Consider the following 24,248-nt stretch of genomic DNA (forward strand, 5'->3'; position numbering starts at 1 on the left):
GCGTATTAACCGACAGTTATAACGATTAGTTAGGTTATAAAAATCAATAGCACAATGCTTATCAAAATGAACTCAATGGAAGTTTGCTTAAATCACAAGGAGAGAAGCAATGAGTGTGTATCCAGTCAAAGATAGTATTAAAGCCCTGACCCATGCAGATAACGATACTTATCTATCCATGTATCAACAGTCTGTCAGCGATCCAGAAGGATTCTGGGGGGAACACGGCAAGATTGTTGATTGGATAAAACCTTTCACCCATGTCAAAAGCACTTCATTTGATACCGGTCATGTTGATATTCGTTGGTTTGAGGACGGTACACTTAATGTCTCAGCTAACTGTATCGACCGCCATCTTGCAGACAAGGGCGATGAGGTCGCGATTATCTGGGAAGGTGACGATCCTAATGTAGACAAGAGCCTAACCTTCAATGAACTACATAAAGAAGTATGCCGTTTCTCCAATGCATTGAAAGAAGCCGGCGTTCGTAAAGGCGATGTGGTATGTCTTTACATGCCGATGGTACCAGAAGCAGCAGTTGCCATGTTGGCATGTACTCGTATCGGGGCCGTTCATACTGTTGTATTTGGTGGCTTCTCGCCAGAAGCACTTTCAGGGCGCATTATTGACTCTAATGCAAAAGTTGTGATCACCGCGGATGAAGGTGTTCGCGCAGGACGAGCCGTTCCACTTAAGAAAAACGTTGATGAAGCATTAACGAATCCAGAAGTAAAAAACATCAGCAAAGTGATGGTACTTAAGCGTACTGGTGGTGATATAGATTGGCACGAACATCGTGATATTTGGTGGCACGAAGCCACAGCGAAAGCTTCAGATGACTGCCCACCAGAAGAGATGAAAGCAGAAGACCCACTATTTATTCTTTACACTTCAGGCTCTACCGGTAAACCGAAAGGCGTGCTGCATACTACTGGTGGTTATCTCGTTTATGCCACCATGACCTTTAAGTATGTGTTTGATTACCATGATGGCGATACTTTTTGGTGTACAGCGGACGTTGGTTGGATTACCGGTCATACGTACCTCGTTTATGGTCCTCTTTCAAACGGCGCTAAAACTATCTTGTTTGAAGGTGTACCAAATTACCCCAATACCAGCCGAATGAGCGAAGTGGTAGACAAGCATCAAGTCTCTATTTTGTATACGGCACCAACCGCTATCCGCGCCCTTATGGCGAAAGGTGATGAAGCGATTAAAGGTACCAACCGTAGCAGCCTTCGCATTATGGGCTCTGTCGGCGAGCCCATAAATCCTGAGGCGTGGGAATGGTATTACAAAACTATTGGTAATGAAAAATCACCCATTGTGGATACATGGTGGCAAACCGAGACTGGCGGTATTCTCATCTCACCTCTTCCGGGCGCGACAGATTTAAAACCGGGATCCGCTACACGGCCATTCTTTGGTGTTCAACCCGCCCTTGTCGATAACATGGGTAACATCGTTGAGGGTGCAGCAGAAGGTAACCTCGTTATTCTTGATTCTTGGCCAGGGCAGATGCGTAGCATTTACGGCGACCATGACCGTTTTGAACAGACCTATTTTTCTACATTTAAAGGCATGTATTTTACCAGTGACGGCGCTCGTCGAGACGAGGACGGTTATTACTGGATCACTGGGCGTGTTGATGATGTATTGAACGTGTCTGGCCACCGTATGGGTACGGCAGAGATAGAATCAGCACTCGTGGCCTTTAGCAAGATAGCTGAAGCAGCCATTGTGGGGGTTCCTCACGATATTAAAGGCCAAGCAATTTACGCCTATATCACATTGAACGATGGTGAATATCCAAGTGCAGAACTGCACAAAGAAGTAAAAAACTGGGTTCGCAAAGAGATAGGTCCAATTGCAACACCAGATGTACTTCACTGGACTGATTCTCTGCCAAAGACTCGTTCAGGCAAGATCATGCGTCGTATACTGCGAAAAATTGCAACCGGTGATACAAGCAACTTAGGCGACACATCAACACTCGCTGATCCTAGTGTTGTTGACAAACTTATCGCTGAAAAAGCAGATATGTCTTAAGAATCATAAGTAAGATAACTCCAACCATTTGCGCTACTTTATGTAGCGCTTTTTTTGTCTCAAATTCAGCCATCGTTTACAGCGACGCATCTAAACTTCAATAAGATATCTTATTTTACGGATAATTTTTGTTCGACGAGTTGTCAAAAATGTTAACTATGTAACAATTAGAAAGCTGAGAACAAAGAGATTAGACCAGTAAAATGCTGCTATTTGCAGTGAATTAGCTATAATCGGGGTCTAAAATGATGAATGATTGAAAATTGACTGAAAAATCATTAAAACTGTCTATAATATTATAGATATATTGAATCAGATCTAATTAAAGGAAGATAGGCACAAGATGACTGCAAAGTTACGCATTCTACTTTTAAACGGTCCAAATCTTAACCTATTAGGGGTTAGAGAACCTGGTCACTACGGTTCACAGACCCTAGATCAGATAGTGGATAGTTTAATGATTCAGGCCAACAGTGCAGGTGTTGAACTTCAGCACCTACAATCAAACAGAGAATATGAACTGCTAGAAGCCGTTCATGCCGCTCATAATAATGTTGATTTCATTATCATCAATCCGGCTGCATTTACCCATACCAGTGTTGCACTACGTGATGCTTTGTTAGGTGTGGCCATTCCTTTTATCGAAGTACATTTGTCCAATGTTCATGCTCGTGAACCTTTTCGCCATCACTCTTATCTATCCGATAAGGCGATAGGCGTTATATGTGGACTAGGTGCTCAAGGTTACCAATTTGCTTTGACGGCAGCGATAGAACAACTGACGTCAAAATCGTAAAGAACTAATTTCGCTTCACTCTGTCATAGAGTAAAGGCGTCCAACAGATAAAGAGAACGAAAAGATGGATATACGTAAAATAAAGAAACTTATCGAACTAGTAGAAGAATCTGGTATTTGCGAACTTGAGATCTCAGAAGGTGAAGAATCAGTACGCATCAGCCGTAACAGCCCAGCACAATTTGCTCCTATGCAATATGCAGCACCTGCACCCGCACTTGCACCTGCCGCCGTCGCGCAAGTAGCAGAAGCCGCCCCCGTTATAGCAGAACCTGCTGGTCACAAAGTTCTTTCACCAATGGTCGGCACTTTCTATCGCTCTCCAAGCCCCGAAGCAAAATCATTTGTTGAAGTGGGCCAAACTGTTTCTGCTGGTGACACTATTGGTATCGTAGAAGCAATGAAAATGATGAACCAAATCGAATCTGATAAATCTGGTGTTGTAACCGCAATTCTAGTCGAAGACGGCGCAACAGTAGAATTCGATCAACCACTTGTTGTTATCGAATAATAGAGGCGATTCACTATGCTGGACAAATTAGTCATCGCGAACCGAGGTGAAATTGCACTTCGTATACTTCGCGCTTGTAAAGAAATAGGTATCAAAACAGTGGCGGTCCACTCCACCGCTGACCGAGACCTAAAACACGTATTATTAGCCGATGAATCTATTTGCATCGGTCCTGCTCGTGGTATTGATAGCTACTTGAATATTCCTCGCATTATTTCAGCCGCGGAAGTTACTGGCGCAGTTGCTATTCACCCGGGTTACGGTTTCCTGTCTGAAAACGCAGATTTTGCAGAGCAAGTTGAACGTAGCGGCTTTATTTTTGTCGGCCCTAAAGCAGAAACTATCCGCATAATGGGTGACAAGGTATCGGCGATTAGTGCAATGAAGAAAGCAGGTGTGCCATGTGTACCTGGTTCTGACGGCCCTCTAGATGATGACGCAAGCCTTAACAAAGCTCACGCAAAGCGTATTGGCTATCCGGTAATTATCAAAGCCTCTGGTGGCGGTGGTGGCCGTGGCATGCGTGTTGTTCGTGGTGAGGCTGATCTCGTTGAAGCCATCGCAATGACACGTGCAGAAGCAAAAGCGGCATTCAATAACGAAGTGGTTTACATGGAGAAATACCTTGAAAACCCTCGTCACGTTGAAGTACAAATTATTGCCGATGGTCAAGGTGGTGCTATTCATCTTGGTGAGCGTGATTGTTCAATGCAACGTCGCCATCAGAAAGTGGTGGAAGAAGCGCCTGCTCCAGGTATCACTGCCGAAATGCGTAAGTTCATAGGCGAACGTTGTACCCGTGCATGTATTGAAATTAACTATCGTGGTGCAGGTACCTTTGAGTTCTTGTATGAGAATGGTGAATTCTACTTTATCGAAATGAATACTCGTATTCAGGTAGAGCATCCGGTCACGGAAATGGTAACAGGTGTTGATCTTATTAAAGAACAGCTTCGTGTTGCAGCAGGTCAGCCACTGTCGTTTACTCAAGACGATATAAAAATAAGTGGACACTCAATCGAATGTCGAATCAACGCTGAAGATCCTGTGCGCTTCTTACCTTGCCCGGGCACGATCAACCGATTCCACGCACCAGGTGGTATGGGGGTTCGTTGGGAGTCGCATATCTATACTGGCTATACGGTTCCACCTCATTATGACTCGATGATAGGCAAACTTATTACTTACGGAGAGAATCGTGATGTGGCCATTGCACGTATGAAAAATGCGTTAAGTGAAATGATCATCGAAGGCATCAAAACCAACATATCCTTGCAACAAGAAATTATGAATGATGAAAACTTCCAACATGGCGGGGCTAACATTCATTACCTTGAGAAAAAACTTGGTCTACAGTAAGTAAGCTAGAATTACTTCAATGCTTTGAAAGCACTCTCTTTAGAGTGCTTTTTTATTGGAGCTTAGTTCTAACTACGCCATACTATTGCCAAACTTAAAGACCTGTACAAATAGACAGTAAAGTGCTTGAATGTCAGGGCAAAGAACTAAAAAGTGAGTTTACTTATGTCACAGCTTTTATCCGCTATTCCAATCACATCATTAGTTGGTGTTGGAGCAAAGGTTGCCGAGAAGTTGAATAAAGTAGGCTTACATACCGTTCAAGACCTTTTGTTTCACCTGCCTTTACGTTACGAAGACCGCACTAGAATTTACCCAATGGCTAAGGTTCATTCAGGTCTATGGGCTGCCGTGCAAGGAAAAGTAATGAGCGTCGATACTATCTTTGGCCGAAAAAAAATGCTCAGCGTAAAGATAAGCGACGGCAATGGTACATTAACCCTGCGCTTTTTTAATTTCACTGCAGGGATGAAAAACAACTTCTCAGAGGGGAAGCAGGTTCACGCTTATGGGGAAATAAAACGTGGTAGTTATGGCTTGGAAATTGTACATCCAGATTATAAATTCTTTGCACCAACAACCACACCGGATATCGAACAAAATCTAACACCGGTCTACCCAACAACAGAAGGCCTGAGACAAAACACCCTTAGAAACCTCAGTGAGCAAGCCTTATCGTTATTAGACAAATCAGCCGTTGAAGAGCTTCTTCCTAATGGCCTGTATAACAATCAACTCACATTAGCTCAGGCATTGCACACTATCCATCGCCCACCACCAAATATTAATATAGACGATTTTGATGAAGGAAAAACACCCGCTCAACAACGTCTTATTATTGAAGAACTAATCGCCCAAAATTTATCCATGCTCGCAATTCGAAATAAAAGCCAACAAGACACCGCATTGCCTTTACCTGAAACGGGAGGTCTTAAAGAAAAACTTTTAGCTCAGTTGCCTTTCTCCCCCACTAATGCACAAAACAGAGTGGTTGAAGAGATAGAAGCAGACTTAGTTAAACCTCACCCCATGATGCGTTTAGTACAGGGTGATGTAGGTTCAGGTAAAACATTGGTTGCTGCACTGGCGGCAGTAAGAGCAATATCACATGGGTACCAGGTGGCACTCATGGCACCTACCGAATTGTTAGCAGAGCAGCACGCATTAAATTTCACGAATTGGTTAGAACCTTTAGGTATTCAAGTCGCTTGGTTAGCGGGAAAATTGAAAGGAAAAACCAGACAAGCGGAGTTAAATAAAATTGTCTCTGGCGACGCTAAAATGGTGGTTGGAACCCACGCCCTCTTCCAAGACCACGTTGAGTTTAACCAACTGGCGTTAGTCGTTATTGATGAGCAGCATCGATTTGGTGTTCATCAGCGGTTAAAGCTGCGAGAAAAAGGAGAAGCGCAAGGCTCTTTTCCTCATCAACTCATCATGACCGCGACCCCAATACCTAGAACCTTGGCGATGACAGCCTATGCCGATTTAGAAACGTCGATCATTGACGAATTACCACCAGGACGAACACCAATCCAAACCGTGGCTATCCCAGATACAAAAAGAAGCATGATTATCGATAGGGTTCAAAATGCTTGCTTAAACGAAAGGAAGCAAGCCTATTGGGTCTGCACGCTTATCGATGAATCTGAAGTATTAGAAGCGCAAGCGGCTGCGGATACGGCAGAAGAGCTACAAAGGCAACTACCAGGCCTAAAAATAGGTTTAGTGCATGGCCGAATGAAATCAGCAGAAAAACAAGCCGTAATGTTGCAGTTCAAAAACAATGAGTTGCATTTATTGGTTGCGACAACGGTTATTGAAGTCGGCGTTGATGTTCCCAATTCCAGTCTAATGATTATCGAAAATCCCGAACGTTTAGGGCTTGCTCAACTTCACCAGCTTCGTGGACGTGTCGGGCGTGGAACCATTGCGAGTCATTGTGTATTGCTGTATCACTCTCCTCTGTCTAAAACAGCACAAAAACGTTTAAGTGTTTTACGTGAAAGTAATGATGGTTTTGTTATCGCCCAACGTGACTTGGAAATTAGAGGTCCGGGAGAATTATTGGGGACAAAACAGACGGGTATCGCCGATTTGAAGATTGCTGACTTAGTCAGAGATCAAAGGCTTATCCCTGAAATTCAACGAATGGCCAGATTCATACATGATCAGTACCCAGACAATGCAAAATCAATCATCGAGCGCTGGCTAGGCGAACGAGATATTTACTCAAACGCTTAGACATGTTGGCCGCGCACTCGCTTAAAACTTAGGCTCTTTTTGTCCGTTTATTAAGCCTATTTTGTCGAGAACTCGCAGGGAAATTGAGCTGTACTCGTAACCCGCCTTCAGAACGATTAATCACTGAGATAGTGCCACTATGTTGAGTGACAATACGTTTTACGATAGCTAGGCCTAAACCCGTTCCTTCACTGCCTCTCGCTGAGTCACCTCGCGTAAAGGGTTCAAAAAGCTTATCCGAATGCCCTATATCGATTCCAGGCCCATTGTCTTCAACACTTACCCAAATAGTGAGCCTATCTGCGGTTGTGCCCGTTGCTATTCGCACCCAGCCGTTGCCGTATCTTTCCGCATTCACCACTAAATTAGTTAACGATCGCTTTACTTCAATCTCACTACCCAACAGGAAACAATCTTCCCGCGAAATATCGGTTTCTATATCAATGGATTCATCCTTGATAGCGACAGATACAGCCAATGCTAGGTTATTAAGGTCGACATTATCGAAGCCTTCTTTGTTAACCGGTTTCAGGTAATCCATAAACTGACCAATAATCTCATTGCACTCTTCGGTATCTTGAATAATACCTTCAGCCAGATAACTGTCTTTTGGAGACATCATTTCTGTCGCTAATCGTATCCGAGTCAATGGAGTACGCAGATCATGGCTTATTCCTGCCATCAAAAACGCTCTATCCTCTTCAAGAACTTGGATGTCCTTTGCCATCTGATTAAAGGCATGGGTTACGGCCTTTATTTCATTCGCGCCTCTTTCCGCTAAAGGAGGTGGAAATTCACCTCTTCCCACCATTTTCGCGGCACCTTCTAGCGCCATCAAAGGCCTATTTTGGATTCTTACAAAAACCCAACCCGCAAATATAATAAGAACCGCCATTAACAGGCTATTTCGAAACAACGGTATGAAGTCTTCTTCTTGCAACTCCGAAAGCGGGATCCGTAATAAAACATTGGGTAATTGATCTATCTTTATCCACAAAATATAGCTTTCACTATCCAGAGCTAATCTAACTTCAGCGTCACTGCCAAGCTCTTGGCTCATATGCTCACTCAAAAAATCAATGCTGGTCGCCGTGTCGAACTCTTCACCAATCGGTTCATCTTTATGGTGCGCCGTTACCCCCAACTTCTCTAACAGCTTTCTTCTCGATGGCGCTTCTAGATATACCCCGTTCTCAATCTCGACATAGTCATCCAGCATTAAGCTTACTTCATGTGCCAATATACGATTAAACTGTTGTAAACTCGGCAACAGTGCGTAATTGAATATCGCAAAATAGGAATAAGCCTGACTCGCAAGCAACACCAGAATAAAAAGTAAAACGGTTTGGGTACGTGAACTACGGATGAGCATAAATGCCTCGAAATAATAAAGCCCTTAAGAGAGCATCTTAAGGGCTTTTCAATAGAGAATTAAGCGTTTTTACCATCGGGGACAAATACATAACCTAATCCCCAGACCGTCTGAATATATCGTGGATGGCTTGGATCTTCTTCTAGCATTCTTCTTAACCGAGAGATCTGCACATCGATAGAGCGTTCCATTGCAGAATACTCTCTACCTCTTGCCATGTTCATCAGTTTGTCTCTCGACATAGGTTCTCGGGCATTATTAACCAGCGCTTTAAGCACGGCAAACTCACCAGACGTTAAAGGCATAAACTCATCACCTCGGAACATTTCTCTCGTTCCAAGATTCAAGCGAAATTCACCAAATTCAATATTCGTTTCTTCCGAGCTTGGTGCGCCGGGAGCTTCAACAATTTGTCGACGTAATACCGCTTTAATACGTGCAAGTAACTCACGAGGATTAAAAGGCTTAGGTAGATAATCGTCCGCCCCAACTTCAAGTCCGACAATTCTGTCTATCTCGTCACCTTTTGCCGTCAACATTAATATTGGGATCATATTTTCTGCCGTTCTTAGGCGACGACAAATCGAAAGGCCATCTTCACCCGGAAGCATAAGATCCAACACCACTAAATGAAAGGTCTCGCGCTTAAGCAATCTGTCCATCTGCTCCCCATTTGCGACACCACGAACCTGAAAGCCTTGTTCAGATAGATAGCGCTCTAGCAAAGATCGGAGACGAGCATCATCATCAACGACTAAGATTTTATGGTTCTCTTGCATTCAACTTCTTCCAATTAATGTATGGCTTATTATTAAGCGTAGATAATAATAACCTAATCGCATATCTATAGAGTAAATTGCACGTCAAAAATTGTTAGCATTCATGTCAGAATCAACAATAAGATTATTCACTTAAAGCATAGCAAGCCATAAATAGCCCACTATTTCTCATACTCAATTGAATTGATAAACCACTCTTTGTCACCTTCCGGTGTCTTCACCGCAAACTCGTCGTCGACTTCTTTTTTGAGTAAGGAGCGTGCCATAGGTGAATCGATAGAAATGTACCCTTTCGCATCACCGTAGATCTCTTCAGGGCCGACAATACGGAATTTTTTTGTTTCACCGGCTTCATTTTCAATTTCAATCCAAGCACCAAAAAAAACTTTGCCTTCCTGCTGTGGTGAATAATCAACAATAGTAACTTCTGGTAAAAACTTCCTCAAGAACCGAACGCGCCGGTCTATCTGGCGCAGTATGCGCTTGTTAAACGTGTAATCAGCATTTTCTGAACGATCACCTAGCCCTGCAGCCCAAGTGACTATCTTGGTAATCTCAGGGCGTTTCTCATTCCAAAGGTGATCATGCTCTTGCTTAAGCTTGTTATAACCTTCTCGGGTGATCAGTTTTGTTTTCAATACAACACTCTCAATTCAATCGAACCATATAGAAATGGTTCGTTGTTCTAGATATTTAACCAGTATATCCACTAATTGTACATCCACAGAGCCTCATTACTCTATACGCGACTAGATGAACCATTCGAATTCCAATGACTTTCTGCTAGACTCCCCCACAATTCAAACTGATCAAAAAGGTCGTTTTCATGCCTTGGATTCAAATAAAACTCAATGCGACAGCAAAAGATGCTTTGCAAATTGGTGATATGTTATCTGAAGAGACAGGGGCACTTTCCGTCACTTTTCTAGATGCGAAAGACACACCAATTTTCGAACCTCTGCCGGGAGAAACTCGTTTATGGGGAGAAACGGATGTCGTTGCATTATACGATGCAGAAATAGACACCACATGGGTGATCCAACAAGTTACCCGTTCTGGACTATTTCCAAACGACTTTGCATACAAAGTTGAACAACTGGAAGATAAGGACTGGGAACGTGAGTGGATGGATAATTTCCACCCAATGAAATTTGGTGAGCGGTTGTGGATCTGTCCTAGTTGGCGTGATGTTCCCGATCCTAGTGCCATTAATGTCATGTTAGATCCTGGCCTAGCCTTTGGTACTGGCACCCATCCAACCACGTCTCTTTGTTTAGAATGGTTAGAAAGTATCGACCTTGAAGGTAAAACTGTCATCGATTTTGGTTGTGGTTCAGGAATCCTCGCGGTCGCTGCCATTAAACTTGGTGCAAACAAAGTTATCGGAATTGATATAGACCCACAGGCTATCACCGCCTCAAAAGAGAACGCGAGGCGCAATGGGGTTGCCGATCAACTAGAATTATTCTTACCGCAAGATCAACCTGAAGGTCTTATTGCAGACGTTGTTGTCGCCAATATTCTTGCAGCACCGCTACGTGAACTGTCACCCGTGATTAAAGGCTTGATCAAATCGAAAGGTCTGTTAGCAATGTCGGGTGTATTAGACACACAAGCAGAAGATGTTGCGAACTACTACAGAGATGAGCTCGATATCGACCCAATTGTTGAAACTGAAGAGTGGTGTCGTATTTCAGGAATAAAAATATTGTAGTTGCATACGCCTAATTGATTGAATTTTAGGCAATTTGGAAAACAATTTGTAAATGCTCAAAAAATAGTCTTTTCACGCATCGAAAAAATGCGTAAAATGCGCGCCCTTGCTAGATTAGAACTGTGAAGACCTTTTGAGAATCGGAAATCATCAACTTAAGAACAATTTGATTGTTGCGCCTATGGCTGGCGTCACCGATCGACCCTTTCGAGAGTTATGCCTTCGATATGGAGCAGGAATGGCCGTCAGCGAAATGATGTCGTCTAACCCTAAGCTCTGGAAAACGGCTAAATCTAAGCAACGCATGGTACATAAAGGTGAATCGGGCATTCGCTCAGTACAGATTGCGGGTTCTGATCCTAAGTTAATGGCAGAAGCAGCTCAATATAGTGTTGAAAACGGTGCACAAATCATCGATATCAATATGGGTTGCCCAGCTAAAAAAGTGAATTCAAAGCTGGCGGGGTCAGCTCTGCTAAAACACCCAGAGATGATTGAAAAAATCTTAACTGAAGTGGTTAATGCAGTAGATGTACCAGTAACACTGAAAACCCGTACAGGTTGGGATACAGACAATAAAAACTGTATCGAAATCGCTAAAATGGCCGAAGGCTGCGGCATACAAGCTTTTGCTCTTCATGGAAGAACAAAGGCCTGCATGTACAAAGGCGAGGCAGAATATGACAGCATTAAAGCCGTCAAAGCGGCTATCTCTATACCCGTTATTGCCAATGGTGATATCGACAGTGCAGAGAAAGCCAAACAGGTTTTGGAATACACCGGAGCCGACGCTTTAATGATTGGTCGGCCTGCCCAAGGTCGTCCGTGGATTTTCCAGGAAATCTTACACTATTTGGAAAACGGCACCACTATGCCTGAACTTCCGACGAAGGAAGTAAAGGAGATTTTACTTGGACATGTTCAAGAGCTTCATCTCTTTTATGGTGAGTTTCTTGGCCCCCGTATTGCTCGTAAGCATGTGGGTTGGTATCTGAAAGAACATCAACAAGCTAGTGAGTTTCGCCGTACCTTCAACGCGATAGATGCTGCAAGTCAGCAACTGGATGCACTCGAAGGTTACTTTGTACAATTTGTTTCATAAATTACTAGAAGAGCTAGACATAATATGTTCGAACAAAATTTAACTTCCGAACCACTAACAGTATCTACTGTAACTTCACAAGATCAAATCACTCAGAAACCACTACGTGACTCTGTAAAAGCATCTTTGAAAAATTATCTTGCTCAGTTAAATGGCCAGGACGTTGACGACCTGTACGAACTAGTATTGGCTGAAGTTGAACAACCACTACTAGACACCATCATGCAATACACTCGTGGCAACCAAACACGCGCAGCAAATATGATGGGTATCAACCGTGGTACTCTTCGTAAGAAACTAAAAAAATACGGCATGAACTAGAAATTAGTTTATAAACTATTGATTTAAAAAGCCAAGAGAAGAGATTTTCTTGGCTTTTTCTTTGTGCATTACGCAAGAGAAATGAAAACTAACCCCCGACACTTTACGTAGTTATGGTGCAGTCTGATTTTTCCGACCTCCGTGGTAATTACGCAAACAAAACAATCGCATAGAATTATACCTGCCCGAGCTTAATCGCATTAATACTCAAAATCTCATTTTCGACTCATGCGAATAATAATAAACTTCAAGATAATTTCTCAAATGTATCAGCGTCGAAGAAAAACTTCTCTAGAGCCAAAACTAATAACTGTCCGATCAGGTCTGAACTTTCATTACAGTTAATTTCGTGCATATGATAGCGCATCGTGAACACCTGTCCTCGCTATTGCGTATGCCTGTGCTCACCTTTGCCGAAATACCTATCCTAATGGCCATAAATTATTATATTGATTGGTGTAGCGTTGCTTTTACGCGATCCATCGCAATGATTGTTCTAAACCATTTAACATTTTTATTATTATAAAATAGCTCTTTACTAATATTTTCATACTCTGCCATGGTTGGTACTCCAAGCACTAATATAAAATCAGCTTCTCCCGTCACGTAATAGCATTGCTGTATTGCAGGACCAGAAAAACTTGCTTTTAGTGCCTCAATATCGGATGTATGGGCTCTTTCGATATGCACCTCAACAATAATAGTAATAAGTTGCCCTACCTTTTCAGGCGCAATTACAGCAGTATTCGCGCAAATAACACCTTCATCTTCCATCTTTTTTATTCTTCTTTGTATTGAAGCAGGCGATAAACAAACTTTATCTGAAAGGATTCTGAGTGGTGTCTTATTATCCTGTTGTAGTGTGATTAGTATCTCTCTATCGAAACTATCTAGTGTATTTGGCACGTTCATTGGGAAAATTTCTCATTATTATAGTTTATTGAGAGCGCTATTCTTATTCCAAAAGAGATATTATTTCAAGTGTTGATAGATAAATAATAAATTAATTAAGGAAATAATAATGCATTGGCAAACCAAGTTGGCCCAACCTCAAACATTAGCCGCTTCGGGCTTTAAATCTTTAGTAACACCTACGTACAGAGGTTCGACAGTATTATTTGATACACAATCAAAAGTGGTTGATGGTTGGCAGCAAAAAGAAAATGGCTACAGCTATGGTTTATATGGCACACCTACCACTCTTGAATTAACAGAGCGTATCGCTCAGTTAGAAAATGCCCACCACACTTTTGCGGTCCCAGGTGGCCAAGCAGCAATAGCATTGATTTACTTTGCCTTATGTCATAGTGGAAGCCATGCATTGGTGCCATATAGTGCTTATGGGCCAAATAAAGAGATGGCTCAGGGAATGCTTAAAGACTTAGGGATAGATGTTGAAGCATATGATCCTATGTTAGGCGCTGATATTGCCGGGCTTATAAAAGAGAATACGTCATTAATCTGGGTAGAAAGTCCAGGTTCAGTAACCATGGAAGTACAGGACATTCCCGCAATTTGTGCCGCTGCTCATGAGAAAGGCGTTATGGTTGCGTTAGATAATACTTACGCTGCTGGTGTGCATTTTGATGCCTTTGCGCATGATGTTGATATCAGCATGCAGGCGCTGACTAAATACATTGGTGGACATAGTGACTTATTATTAGGCACGGTTTCCGTCAACTCTGAAGAGCTCAAAATGAAAGTGGGTTCTAGATATAAGCAGTTAGGTTTAGCCGTTTCTCCAGACGACTGTAGTCTAGCGCTTCGCGGGTTACAAACACTTGCAGTTCGACTCGCCCACCTTGAAAAGTCGACGTTAGAAGTTGCAAATTGGCTAGCAAAACACCCCAACGTTCAACAAGTATTGCACCCTGCTTTACCTTCTTGCCCTGGCCACGAATTTTGGAAACGTGATTTTACCGGCTCCAGCAGCGTTTTCTCATTCATATTTAAAGATGACTTAAGTGCTTCTCAAGTTGAAGAATTTATCGATTCCTTAGAACTATTTAAAATAGGAATGAGTTGGGGTGGAGTAACAAGCCTCGCATTAGTTTACCCAGCGATTGAAAGACCAAATAAAGATTATGAAGGTCGTTTGGTTCGATTGAATATCGGATTAGAAAGTACAGACGATTTAATTTCAGATTTACAACAAGCAATAACCAAAATTACTAATAAATAATAACACCAATAATAACACCAATAATAACACCAATAATAACACCAATAATATTAATAATAATAATGATTTAACTGAAACAGAAGAGGTATATATGAATAAACCTAATCGTGGTTTTACTCTACAAGAGTTTGAAGATAGAACATCTAGAGCGCAAAAAGTGATGCATGAAAAAAATCTTGATGCGATGATTTTTACCACCGAACCTAATGTTCGTTATTTTACTGGTTTTTTTTCCCAGTTTTGGCATAGCCCAACTCGTCCTTGGTTTGTTGTGGTTCCTGCTCAAGGGAAGCCTATCGCGGTTATTCCAGAGATCGGAGCCAAGGGGATGGCTGAGACATGGATCGATGACATTTTCACATGGTCATCGCCAAGACCAGAAGATGATGGCATTAGCTTATTGGCCAATACATTGAATACGCTCCCTCGTAAGTATGGGCGAATCGGTGCCACGCTTGGTATTGAATCTCACCTTCGTATGCCAGTTAATAATTACCTTCAGTTAACAACACTAGTAAAAAGTGATTTTGTTGACGTTTCACTGGCTGTTCATGAACTGCGCCAAATTAAGTCACCAGCGGAAATAGCAAAAACTCGTGAGATCTGTCGAATCACCAATGAAGCCTTCGACAAAGTGCCTTCCTATGCTCAAACGGGCATGAGTGAACGGGATATCTGTAAGCAGTTTAGTTTAGATCTCAGAATGGAAGGGGCAGATGAAACGCCTTTTGTTATTGCAGGATCTGGCCCTGATGGCTACTACGATATTCTGATGGGTCCAACCGACCGCATTATAGAGCCTGGCGATGTTTTGCTAATTGATACTGGTGCGGTATGGGATGGCTACTTTTCTGACTTTGACCGTAACTGGGCCTTTGGAAGTGCTAGCGAAGAGATTAAATCGGCTTATCGCGCAACTTACGAAGCGACAACGAAGGGCTTTGAAGCAGCATGCTGTGCCGGAGCAACAACGACTGATATCTACAATGCAATGTGGCAAGTGTTAGAAGAAAAAGGTGCTCTTGGCAATGATATTGGTCGCGTAGGCCATGGTTTGGGTATGGAACTAACCGAAAGACCGTCAAACACGTCAACCGATAATACACCTCTTAAGCCGGGCATGATTATGACTCTAGAGCCAGGCATGACATATGCGCCAAATAAAATGATGTTGCATGAAGAGAATATTGTCATTACTGAAGATGGTGCTGAATGGTTATCAAGACGAGCAGAACCTGAACTGATCATCATTGATTAATCGTACCGAGAGAGAAGCCTTAGCTTATCGAAACTAAGGCTATACAAGGGGTAGCAATATGAATTTTCAACAATATACGAAAATTACGTGTTTAACGGGATATCCACAAAGCACTTATAAGGGAGCAAACTAAAATGTCAAAATCTGGAGATGTGGGTCATAGTGTTCTTGGAAAATGGACATTATTGGCTATGGGTATCGGTATCACTGTCGGTGCTGGACTATTTTCACTCGTCGGGGCAGGTATAGGCCTTACTGGGCATGCCTTGTGGTTAGCATTTGGTATCGCCATAGTGTTCGGGATTTTTTATAACATACCTATGTTATTTGCCAGCGGTTCACTTGTTTTAGATGGTGGGCCTTACGCTCTAATCAGCAGGATACTCGGGAAAAAATATGCAGGTATGTATGTTGTAAGCTTCTTCTTGTATTTCCCTACCGTCGCCATTTATGCTTTGGCGCTAGGGTTTTATATAAACTCTTTGCTTCCAACGGTCACTCCTTCTGCAGGTGCGATAGCTGGTTTAACGGTGTTCTATATTATAAATTTATTTGGACTAGATACCTTATCTCGATTCCAAAACATGATGACAACGTTGCTTATGGTTGGTATCGCAACATTTATCTTGATTGGTTTCGGCCAAGTTGATTTTGCCCTTCTTACACCAAGTACTAACCCAGATTTTGCTTCACAAGGTAATATGGGTATTTTCAAAGCGGCTTGTTTGCTCTCGTTTGCAACATACTGCCAATACTATTTGATGTACTTCAGTAAATACGCCAAGAACCCTAAGAAAGATATTCCATTTGGGATGATAGGTACGACCATTACAATTGTCTTTATTTATATTGGGGTTTCAGTCGTTGCCTCTGGTGTTCTGCCTATTGATGAAGTTGCGAATCAACCTTTGACACTTGTTGCTCGAGAAGTTCTTTCCGCTCCAATATTCGTGTTCTTCATGATTTGTGGTCCATTCATGGCGCTATCAACGACCATTAACAGTGTTTACGCCTCTTATGTACAACCTATTCAGGCTGCAACGCATGATGGATGGTTCCCGAAAAGCTTTGCTGTTACCAACAAACGAGGCACTCCTTGGAAAATATTAACGCTTTGCTGGCTAGCGTCTATGCTACCCATCCTTCTTGGTTGGGACATAAGCACCATTGCAAATACCTACATTCTTACTGATATTTGTATTGGTATCTTTATGATGGTAGCAATCGCGATGTTGCCTAAAAAATTCCCTAGTGCTTGGGCAACACGAGAGTTTGGTAAAAATGTTCCTTTATGGGGGTTCTATACACTAGTGGGTCTTGCTGGTGTAGTGCAAGGCATACTTATATACAACTCAATTACTTCCATTAAGTTATACATTGTAGTTGTAACTGCAATAGCCTTTATTTCTGGCATTTTTTATGCCATTAAAAAAGACAAGGAAATTAACGTTAATAGCCCGAATAGTGAGACAGAAATTAATCCAACCACCAGTTCGTTAGTGAATGAACAGTAATTATCTTGAGGATGAACGACTGAAATTATTTTTAATAATCTAACTTAGAAATATCACCCGACAAAATATTACTCTTACTAATTATTAATAGTAGCTTAAATATGGCATTAGCTGAGCACCGAGATAATACTATTCAAAGAAGATTAGTATTAACGAATGACAGTACTGTATTTATAATTTCGAATAATTCACGAACAAGAAATATGGTGTGATACAAAAAATCTGCCACAGCGAATATAAAAGGATATTAATATGAATTTTGAACAATTTAATGAATTTGAAGTTAAACTTAAATTTGAACCTGCTCCTCGTCCAAATAAAGCGCATATTGGACTTGTACAATTAGCAAATGATCATACTCTCGAAACGGACTGGTCTCATTTACTTGGTGAACAGGCTGCACTGTTTAGTAATCGAGTCTTTAAAGAAAATGGAATGACTCCCGAAGCGTTGGATAACGTAGCTACGAGTATCGGTCAATCTGCTCTGTTAGTCGCTGACGGCCTCCCAATGGATGTGATGGCGTTTGCTTGCACTTCTGCATCATTTGTTATTGGTGAGGAGAAGGTATCAGCCTTGTTAACTGAAGGCCGAGGTGATATCCCGACGACAAACCCGTGGAGTGCTGCTAAAGCTGCATTTAAACATCTTAACGCAAAAAAAATCGCAGTATTTTCTCCTTATCCAACAGATGTAAATATACAACTTAAGGAACAATTAGAGGGATCTGGGTTTGAATTGGTTGCTATAACTTCATTAGGTATTATGGATGATAATATGATTCATAAAGCACCACTAAGTAGTTTTGAAGAAGGTATTGAGGTATTAATCAAAGATACTGGGGCAGAAGTGATTTTTATGTCCTGTACAAGTCTTCGTGCCGTAGAACACATTCAATACCTTGAAGAAAAATATGGTGTACCAGTTATTTCTAGTAATTCGGCACTATTTTGGCATTCAATGCACCTTTGTGGGAAAAAAGCAGTTTGTCCGGGCTATGGCAAGTTGTTGAATAGTGATATTTAATATTGTAAATATTAAATATCGACACTAATTGTTACACAGGTAAAAGGGATGATTATTTCAAAATATTCCTTTTACCTAATTACTTAGGGTTGTTCTATGAATTTAGAAAAAAGAGTTATTGAATGGCGACATTTCTTTCATCAGAATCCAGAATTTGGATTTGAAGAAACGTTAACTTCTGATTTTGTTGCAAGTACACTCGAAAGTTTTGGTATTGAAGTTCACAGAAATATTGGAAAAACAGGTTTAGTTGGCATACTGAAGAAAGGAAACAGTAAAAAATCCATTGGGTTGAGAGCAGATTTTGATGCGCTAAAATTACAAGAAGCCAATGTGTTTGACCACTGTTCAAAGACTGACAATATGATGCATGGTTGTGGTCATGATGGGCACACAGCAATGCTTCTTGGTGCAGCGTTACAACTATCACAACATTGTGATTTTGATGGTACCGTTTACTTTATATTCCAACCTGCAGAAGAACAAGGTACCGGTGCAAAAGCAATGATTGATGATGGGCTATTCACACGTTGGTCAATAAACTCAGTCTACGCAATGCACAATATGCCAGGAGTTGAACTAGAAACCTTTTTAATCAGCCCAAATTCAATAATGGCAGCAGAGAATCATTTTAGAATTGAAGTTCTGGGTGAAGGTGGCCATGCGGCACTACCACATTTAGGCAATGACCCTCTTATTGCGGCATGTCATATAGGTACAGCGTTACAAACCATAATTACTCGAGACTTAGACTCTATACACGAACCTGCCGTATTGTCGGTCACGAATATAGAGACAAACGGTGGAGCTAATGTTATCCCTACCGTTGTAACGCTGTCTGGAGACACCCGTTGTTTTTCTGATGAAACACAGGAAAAAATCAAGACTAAAATGGAACGTGTCATTTCAGGTCAATGTGCCTCCGCAGGACTAAAATATAATTTTGAGTTTTCCAATTGTGTTTTGTCTACGGTTAATGACCCTGAAAAAGCTAAGATTGCCGCCCGAATTGCAGGAGGCATTGTGGGAAACGAGAAAGTAGATATTACTTGTAAACCATACTGTACTTCAGAGGATTTTTCTTTTATGCAAAGAGAAGTTCCAAGTTGCTATATTTTGGTTGGGAACGGTGCGAGAGGAGAGAGAGGCGGGGTGCCATTACACCTTCCTACATACGACTTCAATGATGACTTATTAATGACTGGCGTTCAATTTTGGGTGGAATTAGTTCGAGATCAACTTTAAATACTCACTAAAACTACATTTATTTAATATCATATTTGGCAAGTAATATAACCATAAGAAAATGTATTTAAGTTTCACATATTAAGTAGAGTCTAATCAGGCACTACTAGTTCGGTGTTAACTATGACCAAAGCAACGAAAAAATAATCAATTTATTTTGTAAAAAACATTTAGCTTACATGGATAATCGTATATATAACGGAGAAAAAATGAAGGATATAATCAACTCAAAAAATGCCCCTCAGGCTATTGGTCCATATTCTCATGGGACTACTTTTGACCAATTAATATTTACTTCAGGTCAATTACCTATTGATGCAAATACTGGTCAAGTAGTTGATGGAGGAATTTCGGAACAAAGCATTCAATCTCTCAAAAATTTAACCTCTGTTATCGAGGAAGGGGGAAGGTCTACAGATACAGTGCTAAAGACGACTTGCTATCTTGCTAATATCGAAGATTTCCAAATGTTCAATTCGATCTATGCAAAACTATTTGGTACAAATAGTCCTGTAAGAAGTTGTTTTGCTGTTAAATCGTTACCTTTAGGAGTTTTAGTCGAGGTAGAGGCAATCGCGCATAAAATATAAGAGGTAATAATACAGTCCTTTATAGTTTGAGCGCCTCATAAACATACGGGACGTTTTAGTGTGGAAAGTTTCAGAGCAGCAGTCAGTCTATGTCTTGTCCCGGTTCTATCCGCGCTATTTGGAGTGGTGGTGAAGAAGTCATTTGAAGTCGTCGTCATTTAAATTATACCGCCTATTTGAAAAATTCTAATCTCGGTCACTGCATTTCTTACTTAATTTCAATAGAACGCTACCTCACCAATGTTTATGACGATCGTCAATTTTTAACTGTGTTTGTTTTGTTAAGGTACTGGTACCGCCTTCAGAATAAGGAAAGATCTTGTTTAAGAAAATTGCGTTAAGCACCCTACTTGCAATAGCCTCGTCAAGCGTATTTTCGGCGCCTATTGAATTTCAAAAAATACCAGAAATCATGCAAAAATTTGATAACGCTGAGATCTTCGTTAAGAAATCAGTAACACTGGGACGGTTACCAATAGCCGCAGAGATTGGAACTCAGTTCGCTACCTATGTTTCAGATGGAAAGGGAGGAATAACACTAGAGACCCAAAATATCATGTCTGACGATGTCGTTATTGCCAGTATGCCCAAGCCTATTGTTGAAAACATTTATAATCAATGGTTAATACCTAAATCTAAATGGGTAGATACCTACGGACCATTACCGACGTCTAGCGAATTTAAACCCTTTAAACGAATTAAAACTATTAAAGCGATTAAGATAGATGACAGAATATTGAGTCTATTGGAAAGTAAAGATGGTGAAACAGCGACGATACAAGTCAGCTGGGATACGAATGGGATGGTTGTCTATAAGGATGGATACCTAGCGAACTATGAATACGGTATTGCACCGGATGAAATGAAAGCCAACTATGAAAAGGTTGATAAGTAATTAACATCAATAAAAAACAATAGTAACCAAAACTCAAATATAGAAAAAGCCAATAGACCGAAATCTATTGGCTTTCTAAATTTTAAAACAGCGTGATACTAGTCTTTGTTGTTTACGCGAGCGTCGAAATGATAATCAACATTCACGATCGCGCGATAAGAAATTTCACCGCGGGCTTTAGAGAACTCTTCAATCGTCACAATCGTGTCGTCTAACTGGATATTAGAAACGGAATGTTCACCAATAGGTGCTAGTTTGAATTGTAATTCAGAACTGCTCGCGGTTTCCAATGCATCAACGTAGTCAAAACCCGCTTCGTACGCGGCCGCTTTAGACGCGAAACCAACTGTTGATAAGTTTGTTTCACTATAAACCGATTGAGTACCTGCAAATGCAGTTGCGCTCATGAGTATCGTTGCGGCTAGAACGGTTAATTTTTTCATTTTATTTACCCTTAAAGTGTCTATTTAAAATGAGTGACGACTTGTTGGGGTAACAGCCCCTCTCACTCGATGAGGCAATTATTCACTATTTTCATGTGACGCGCATCACATGAAAACACCATTCATTATGGACAATCTAGCATCAATAATAGGAAAGCTTCTCGCACGACGATTCACAGCATCAAAGAGATCACTCTTACTCAGTGATGCTCAGCTTTAAGTGCCGTCACTGATTCGCGCTTTATTAATAAAGGATGGAACGCGCGTGAAACAGTACTGTTTATCCCTTCTAAAGAAATACGTGCCGCATTGATTGCCATACTTTCGATTGGGCTACGGATAGTGGTTAATTTTGGTGAGAAATAGCACTGTGGTAATACATCATCGAATCCGACGATGGACAATTGTTCTGGCACCAATATTCCGTGTTCTTTGAATACTTGAATAGCCGCTGCTGCATAAAAATCATTAAACGCAACTAAAGCCGTCATGGGTAACCCTTTGTTTAAAAAATTGGTTGCCGCCAGTGCGCCTCCTTGCTCTCCAAATGGAGCCTCTTCAACCCAGTCAGGGTTAAACTCAATTCCTGCATCATCGAGTGCACGACGGTACCCGTCAAAACGAAGGAACTTATCATCAACTTCAATTTCACATGACAAATACGCTATGCGTCGATGTCCTTGTTCAATGAGATAGCTGGTTGCCTGATAAGTGCCTTCGCTATTATCCAACCATACACACTGATCTTCGATTGTTGGCACACGTCGATTGATGACAACAAACCCAGGAATTTGCTTCGCATATTGAATCAATGCTTGATCACTCATTGTTTTGCTATGAATGACAATATTTTTACACCCTTTACTTAGCATGAATTTGATCGCATCTTCTTCACAGTCAGAGTCATAATTGCCACTGGCGACAATCATTTTCTTTTCATATTGCTTCGCAATTTTCTCTACACCTTGACTCAATAATCCATAAAATGGCGAATTGAAACGGCTAACGATCAATCCAATTGCATTCAACCCCTGGTTGATAGTAAGACGTTGATTTCCTTTTATTTTATATCCAACCTGAATCATGGCACTTTCAACTAACTGTACGGTTTCTGGTGACACACTCAGTGATTGATTAATGACACGAGATACCGTTGCAGTCGATACTCCTGCTGCCTGTGCAACATCGTTTATTGTAGCCACTATTAAACTTCCTTTTGAATCGAATGTAATTTACATTAAAAATGACAATAATTACATTATTGACGTTCATCACAGATCCCGAAAAAGAGAAGATATATGCTAATACTGTGATTAAAACGATTATAAACCCCAATATGTACTTTCTACATATAATAACTTGGATGTAATTTACATGAAAAGCAAAACTATATCTACCCCAACTGTTGGATTGGCGTTACTGCCGATACTAACAATGCTCATCTTATTGATTGTGGGCTATGGCGTATTTGGCTTACCCATCGAAAGCTTATTATTAGGATCGGCAGTTGTCGCTTCTGGAGTAGCCTGGAAATTAGGTTATGGTTGGGACGATATCCAAAGCGCAATTACTGAACGTCTTGCTAAAGCTTTGCCTGCTGTATTTATATTGGTACTTGTCGGCGGTTTGATTGGCAGTTGGATGATTGGCGGCACCATTCCAATGCTTGTCTATTACGGCCTTAAAGTCATTAGCCCTGAATATTTAATTTTTACAGCATTCTTAGTCACTAGCTTTGTATCCTTGTGTACTGGTACCTCTTGGGGTTCTGCGGGAACCGTTGGTGTTGCGCTAATGGGGGTAGCCACAGGTATGGATGCAAATCTTGCTGCCGTTGCTGGTGCAGTGGTTTCTGGCGCTTACTTTGGTGACAAAATTTCACCACTTTCTGATTCTACAAATTTCGCTCCTGTTGTTGCAGGGACGGACCTTTACTCCCACATACAACATATGTTGTGGACAACAATTCCTGCATTTTTGTTGGCTTCAATTGTGTTTTTCTTTGCTGGAAACAGTGACGTTTCGGCGGAAACACCTGAAAAAATAATAGCCATTTTGGCAAACCTTGACGAACTATTCTCACTGAATATTTTCTTGTTGTTACCACCGATTCTTATTTTATGGGGCGCCATACGTAAACTTCCAACGATTCCACTCATGGTCGCCGCCATTGCTATTGCCATTGCGAATGCCATGATTTTCCAAGGTTTCGACTTAAACACAGCACTTACTTCCATGTTAGGCGGCTTTAATGCTTCCATGTTTACAAGCTCAAGACTTGGTGATGTTGCCGTTCTTAGTGACGTATTAACGTTAGTAAATCGCGGTGGCATGACTTCTATGATGGGTGTTGTCCTTCTTGTTTTCTGCGCGTTTTCATTTGCTGGCACACTAGCACTCACTGGTAGCCTAAACGTATTAGTGGGATTGCTTACAAAAGGTATCAAAGGAACAGCAAGTTTGATTGGAGCAACCATTGCTACCACTTTCATTGTTGTATGTACAACATCAGATGGGAAGCTTGCACTTTTAATTCCTTCAGAAATATTCCGTGATATGTATAAGCGTATGCAACTCGACGCTAAAAATTTATCTCGTACGATTGAAGATGCAGGGACAGTTATTGAGCCATTGATTCCTTGGACCAATGCAGGCGTGTTTATGGCGGCTACGTTAGGCGTATCAACCCTTGATTACTTACCGTGGGCAATTCAAAACTATTCTGGTGTTATTTTTGCGATGATCTGGGCTTATAGCGGCATCGGGATCGCTAAACTCAAAACAGAAAAAAATGCCGACGACATACAAACACAAAATAAAGCGGCAAACGCTGCAACTATTTAGTTT

Annotated in this window: 22 protein-coding genes; 16 read left to right on the forward strand and 6 right to left on the reverse strand. The window is 41.3% G+C overall.

Features of this window, described 5'->3' with window-relative positions; genetic code table 11:
- Positions 1-109: 109 nt before the first annotated feature.
- From acs to recG, 5 genes are all read left to right on the forward strand, one after another.
- Positions 110-2,050 carry an acetate--CoA ligase gene (gene acs, locus L3V77_RS16320; RefSeq protein WP_275135065.1) on the forward strand — a complete coding sequence of 647 codons (1,941 nt, stop codon included), beginning with the start codon at positions 110-112 and terminating at the stop codon, positions 2,048-2,050.
- Between the two features lie 343 nt (positions 2,051-2,393).
- On the forward strand, positions 2,394-2,846 hold the full coding sequence (gene aroQ, locus L3V77_RS16325; protein ID WP_275135066.1) for a type II 3-dehydroquinate dehydratase: 453 nt from the start codon (positions 2,394-2,396) through the stop codon (positions 2,844-2,846).
- A gap of 64 nt (positions 2,847-2,910) precedes the next feature.
- Positions 2,911-3,357: an acetyl-CoA carboxylase biotin carboxyl carrier protein gene (gene accB / locus L3V77_RS16330; protein WP_275135068.1), complete on the forward strand. Its 447-nt coding sequence runs from the start codon at positions 2,911-2,913 to the stop codon at positions 3,355-3,357.
- A gap of 15 nt (positions 3,358-3,372) precedes the next feature.
- Positions 3,373-4,716, forward strand: a complete 1,344-nt coding sequence (gene accC / locus L3V77_RS16335; protein ID WP_275135069.1) for an acetyl-CoA carboxylase biotin carboxylase subunit — start codon at positions 3,373-3,375, stop codon at positions 4,714-4,716.
- A gap of 165 nt (positions 4,717-4,881) precedes the next feature.
- Entirely contained in the window at positions 4,882-6,960 is a 2,079-nt protein-coding gene (gene recG, locus L3V77_RS16340; protein ID WP_275135070.1) for an ATP-dependent DNA helicase RecG, read from the forward strand.
- Between the two features lie 28 nt (positions 6,961-6,988).
- Here the strand turns inward: recG and envZ are convergent, their stop codons facing one another.
- The 3 genes from envZ to greB all read right to left on the reverse strand — a co-directional run bounded on the left by envZ (position 6,989) and on the right by greB (position 9,749).
- Positions 6,989-8,332 carry a two-component system sensor histidine kinase EnvZ gene (envZ, locus tag L3V77_RS16345; RefSeq protein ID WP_275135071.1) on the reverse strand — a complete coding sequence of 448 codons (1,344 nt, stop codon included), beginning with the start codon at positions 8,330-8,332 and terminating at the stop codon, positions 6,989-6,991.
- A gap of 59 nt (positions 8,333-8,391) precedes the next feature.
- Positions 8,392-9,111, reverse strand: coding sequence for a two-component system response regulator OmpR (ompR, locus tag L3V77_RS16350; protein ID WP_195704591.1), 720 nt, complete (start codon positions 9,109-9,111; stop codon positions 8,392-8,394).
- A 161-nt stretch (positions 9,112-9,272) separates the two neighbouring features.
- A complete protein-coding gene (gene greB, locus L3V77_RS16355; protein WP_195704592.1) occupies positions 9,273-9,749 on the reverse strand; it encodes a transcription elongation factor GreB in 477 nt (158 codons plus the stop codon).
- Between the two features lie 188 nt (positions 9,750-9,937).
- On the opposite strand from greB, the gene prmA reads away from it, so the two are divergent.
- The 3 genes from prmA (at position 9,938) to fis (ending at position 12,248) form a co-directional block, all read left to right on the forward strand.
- The gene (gene prmA / locus L3V77_RS16360) at positions 9,938-10,825 is read left to right on the forward strand and encodes a 50S ribosomal protein L11 methyltransferase (RefSeq protein WP_275135072.1); all 888 of its coding nucleotides are present in this window, start codon (positions 9,938-9,940) and stop codon (positions 10,823-10,825) included.
- A 133-nt stretch (positions 10,826-10,958) separates the two neighbouring features.
- The gene (gene dusB, locus L3V77_RS16365; protein ID WP_275135073.1) at positions 10,959-11,927 is read left to right on the forward strand and encodes a tRNA dihydrouridine synthase DusB; all 969 of its coding nucleotides are present in this window, start codon (positions 10,959-10,961) and stop codon (positions 11,925-11,927) included.
- A 24-nt stretch (positions 11,928-11,951) separates the two neighbouring features.
- A complete protein-coding gene (gene fis / locus L3V77_RS16370; RefSeq protein WP_195704595.1) occupies positions 11,952-12,248 on the forward strand; it encodes a DNA-binding transcriptional regulator Fis in 297 nt (98 codons plus the stop codon).
- 444 nt (positions 12,249-12,692) lie between these two features.
- On the opposite strand, the gene L3V77_RS16375 is transcribed toward fis, so the two are convergent.
- Positions 12,693-13,160 (reverse strand): Lrp/AsnC family transcriptional regulator, encoded by a 468-nt coding sequence (locus L3V77_RS16375; protein ID WP_275135074.1) that lies wholly within the window; start codon positions 13,158-13,160, stop codon positions 12,693-12,695.
- 109 nt (positions 13,161-13,269) lie between these two features.
- Here L3V77_RS16375 and L3V77_RS16380 point away from each other — a divergent pair, with 109 nt between their 5' ends.
- The 7 genes from L3V77_RS16380 to L3V77_RS16410 all read left to right on the forward strand — a co-directional run bounded on the left by L3V77_RS16380 (position 13,270) and on the right by L3V77_RS16410 (position 20,958).
- Positions 13,270-14,430, forward strand: a complete 1,161-nt coding sequence (locus L3V77_RS16380) for a cystathionine beta-lyase (RefSeq protein WP_275135075.1) — start codon at positions 13,270-13,272, stop codon at positions 14,428-14,430.
- Between the two features lie 91 nt (positions 14,431-14,521).
- The gene (locus L3V77_RS16385; RefSeq protein WP_275135076.1) at positions 14,522-15,688 is read left to right on the forward strand and encodes a Xaa-Pro peptidase family protein; all 1,167 of its coding nucleotides are present in this window, start codon (positions 14,522-14,524) and stop codon (positions 15,686-15,688) included.
- Between the two features lie 134 nt (positions 15,689-15,822).
- The gene (locus L3V77_RS16390; RefSeq protein WP_275135077.1) at positions 15,823-17,202 is read left to right on the forward strand and encodes an APC family permease; all 1,380 of its coding nucleotides are present in this window, start codon (positions 15,823-15,825) and stop codon (positions 17,200-17,202) included.
- Positions 17,203-17,454: 252 nt separating this feature from the next.
- Positions 17,455-18,228, forward strand: coding sequence for an aspartate/glutamate racemase family protein (locus L3V77_RS16395; RefSeq protein WP_275135078.1), 774 nt, complete (start codon positions 17,455-17,457; stop codon positions 18,226-18,228).
- Positions 18,229-18,324: 96 nt separating this feature from the next.
- Entirely contained in the window at positions 18,325-19,473 is a 1,149-nt protein-coding gene (locus L3V77_RS16400; RefSeq protein WP_275135079.1) for a M20 aminoacylase family protein, read from the forward strand.
- 209 nt (positions 19,474-19,682) lie between these two features.
- Positions 19,683-20,063, forward strand: coding sequence for a Rid family detoxifying hydrolase (locus L3V77_RS16405; protein ID WP_275135080.1), 381 nt, complete (start codon positions 19,683-19,685; stop codon positions 20,061-20,063).
- A 319-nt stretch (positions 20,064-20,382) separates the two neighbouring features.
- A complete protein-coding gene (locus L3V77_RS16410) occupies positions 20,383-20,958 on the forward strand; it encodes a hypothetical protein (RefSeq protein WP_275135081.1) in 576 nt (191 codons plus the stop codon).
- Between the two features lie 98 nt (positions 20,959-21,056).
- Here the strand turns inward: L3V77_RS16410 and L3V77_RS16415 are convergent, their stop codons facing one another.
- Both L3V77_RS16415 and L3V77_RS16420 read right to left on the reverse strand, forming a co-directional pair.
- Complete coding sequence (locus L3V77_RS16415; RefSeq protein WP_275135082.1) at positions 21,057-21,401, reverse strand: DUF3316 domain-containing protein; 345 nt, start codon at positions 21,399-21,401, stop codon at positions 21,057-21,059.
- Positions 21,402-21,601: 200 nt separating this feature from the next.
- The gene (locus L3V77_RS16420) at positions 21,602-22,603 is read right to left on the reverse strand and encodes a substrate-binding domain-containing protein (RefSeq protein ID WP_275135083.1); all 1,002 of its coding nucleotides are present in this window, start codon (positions 22,601-22,603) and stop codon (positions 21,602-21,604) included.
- Between the two features lie 172 nt (positions 22,604-22,775).
- Between L3V77_RS16420 and nhaC the strand changes: the two genes are divergently transcribed.
- Positions 22,776-24,245 (forward strand): Na+/H+ antiporter NhaC, encoded by a 1,470-nt coding sequence (gene nhaC, locus L3V77_RS16425; protein ID WP_275135084.1) that lies wholly within the window; start codon positions 22,776-22,778, stop codon positions 24,243-24,245.
- Positions 24,246-24,248: the final 3 nt, after the last annotated feature.

Source organism: Vibrio sp. DW001, from assembly GCF_029016285.1.
Lineage (GTDB): Bacteria > Pseudomonadota > Gammaproteobacteria > Enterobacterales > Vibrionaceae > Vibrio.

What these genes read in the sequence shown, in the direction of transcription:
- acs (WP_275135065.1), top strand. Translation starts at nt 110, where the DNA reads ATGAGTGTGTATCCAGTCAAAGATAGTATTAAAGCCCTGACCCATGCA.
- aroQ (WP_275135066.1), top strand. Translation starts at nt 2,394, where the DNA reads ATGACTGCAAAGTTACGCATTCTACTTTTAAACGGTCCAAATCTTAAC.
- accB (WP_275135068.1), top strand. Translation starts at nt 2,911, where the DNA reads ATGGATATACGTAAAATAAAGAAACTTATCGAACTAGTAGAAGAATCT.
- accC (WP_275135069.1), top strand. Translation starts at nt 3,373, where the DNA reads ATGCTGGACAAATTAGTCATCGCGAACCGAGGTGAAATTGCACTTCGT.
- recG (WP_275135070.1), top strand. Translation starts at nt 4,882, where the DNA reads ATGTCACAGCTTTTATCCGCTATTCCAATCACATCATTAGTTGGTGTT.
- envZ (WP_275135071.1), bottom strand. Translation starts at nt 8,332, where the DNA reads ATGCTCATCCGTAGTTCACGTACCCAAACCGTTTTACTTTTTATTCTG.
- ompR (WP_195704591.1), bottom strand. Translation starts at nt 9,111, where the DNA reads ATGCAAGAGAACCATAAAATCTTAGTCGTTGATGATGATGCTCGTCTC.
- prmA (WP_275135072.1), top strand. Translation starts at nt 9,938, where the DNA reads ATGCCTTGGATTCAAATAAAACTCAATGCGACAGCAAAAGATGCTTTG.
- fis (WP_195704595.1), top strand. Translation starts at nt 11,952, where the DNA reads ATGTTCGAACAAAATTTAACTTCCGAACCACTAACAGTATCTACTGTA.
- L3V77_RS16375 (WP_275135074.1), bottom strand. Translation starts at nt 13,160, where the DNA reads ATGAACGTGCCAAATACACTAGATAGTTTCGATAGAGAGATACTAATC.
- L3V77_RS16380 (WP_275135075.1), top strand. Translation starts at nt 13,270, where the DNA reads ATGCATTGGCAAACCAAGTTGGCCCAACCTCAAACATTAGCCGCTTCG.
- L3V77_RS16385 (WP_275135076.1), top strand. Translation starts at nt 14,522, where the DNA reads ATGAATAAACCTAATCGTGGTTTTACTCTACAAGAGTTTGAAGATAGA.
- L3V77_RS16390 (WP_275135077.1), top strand. Translation starts at nt 15,823, where the DNA reads ATGTCAAAATCTGGAGATGTGGGTCATAGTGTTCTTGGAAAATGGACA.
- L3V77_RS16395 (WP_275135078.1), top strand. Translation starts at nt 17,455, where the DNA reads ATGAATTTTGAACAATTTAATGAATTTGAAGTTAAACTTAAATTTGAA.
- L3V77_RS16400 (WP_275135079.1), top strand. Translation starts at nt 18,325, where the DNA reads ATGAATTTAGAAAAAAGAGTTATTGAATGGCGACATTTCTTTCATCAG.
- L3V77_RS16405 (WP_275135080.1), top strand. Translation starts at nt 19,683, where the DNA reads ATGAAGGATATAATCAACTCAAAAAATGCCCCTCAGGCTATTGGTCCA.
- L3V77_RS16415 (WP_275135082.1), bottom strand. Translation starts at nt 21,401, where the DNA reads ATGAAAAAATTAACCGTTCTAGCCGCAACGATACTCATGAGCGCAACT.
- nhaC (WP_275135084.1), top strand. Translation starts at nt 22,776, where the DNA reads ATGAAAAGCAAAACTATATCTACCCCAACTGTTGGATTGGCGTTACTG.